The organism is Corallococcus interemptor, from assembly GCF_003668875.1.
Classification (GTDB): Bacteria; Myxococcota; Myxococcia; order Myxococcales; family Myxococcaceae; genus Corallococcus; species Corallococcus interemptor.
The window spans coordinates 1-1119 of record NZ_RAWM01000276.1; the positions used below are offsets into that span (position 1 = coordinate 1).

Genomic DNA, 1119 nt, shown 5'->3' on the forward strand with positions numbered 1-1119 from the left:
GCCCGCTTCGCCTCTTCATGCGTCTGGAAGCTGCGCTCGTAGACGAGCTCCATCTTCAGCGAGGAGAAGAAGCTCTCCACCACCGCGTTGTCCCAGCAGTTGCCCTTCCTCGACATGCTGCATTCGATTCCCTGCTGCTCCAGCAGCTCACGGTAGGCCTCGCTCGCGTACTGGCTGCCGCGGTCGGAATGGTGGAGGTCCGGCGCAGGACGGTTGAGCAGGGCCATGGTGAGCGCGGACAGCACCAGCTGACGGTCGATGGTGTCGCTCATCGCCCAACCCACCACCTTGCGGCTGAAGAGGTCCAGCACCACGGCCAGGTACAGCCATCCCTCGGCGGTCCACACGTAGGTGATATCGCCCGCCCATTTGCTATTGGGCTTCTCGGGGGAGAAGTCGCGCTTGAGTACGTTGGGCGCCACGGCATGGCTGTGCGCCGAGTCCGTGGTCTTCACGAAGCGGCGGCGAGCTCGGGCGCGCAGCCCCTTCTGCCGCATCAGTCGGGCCACGCGCTTCTTGCTGACGCGGTAGCCGCGGGCCTTCAGCTCCCGGAACACGCGCGGGCTGCCATAGCGACGTCGGCTCTCCTCGTGGACGTCGGCGACGACCTCGGCCAACGCCCTGTCCTTCGTCTTGCGCGCGGACTCCGGCCGGCGGACCCAGGCGTAGTAGCCGCTGCGGGACACCTCCAACTGCTCACACATGAAGGCAACCGGGAAGTGGGCCTTCTGCGCGTGGATGAACGCGAACTTCACGTCGTCTCCTTCGCGAAGAAGGCCGCCGCTTTTTTTAGCAGCTCTCGCTCCATTCTCAGCTGGCGATTCTCCGCTCGCAGCCGAGCGAGTTCCTCCCGTTCATCCTGAAGGAGTGCCCCTGGCTTTCCCTCGCCGCGCGCTTGCTTCGCCTGCTCCACCCACGTACGCAGGGCGGACTCCGTGAGGTCCAGGTCCTTGGCCACCTCCGGGATGCCCTTGCCCTCGGCCAGCACCAACTTCACCGCGCCGTCCTTGAACTCCTGCGTGAACTTCCGGCGCTGCCTCCGGGGCTTCTTCTGCTTCGCGTCACTCGCCGACATTGGACACCCTTTCCATCACATCTCGGGTGTCCACGGAATCGGGG

Annotated in this window: 1 protein-coding gene; it reads right to left on the bottom strand. The window is 65.4% G+C overall.

The genetic code is table 11. The annotated features are described in order from the left end of the window. Positions 1-1075 (bottom strand): IS3 family transposase gene (locus tag D7X96_RS39075; RefSeq protein ID WP_244219887.1). Its coding sequence is split into 2 segments (ribosomal slippage), with 1076 coding nucleotides annotated over them: positions 1-793 and positions 793-1075; the frame shifts between segments, so codons are not numbered across the junction. This gene is flagged as partial in the annotation. Positions 1076-1119 lie beyond the last annotated feature (44 nt).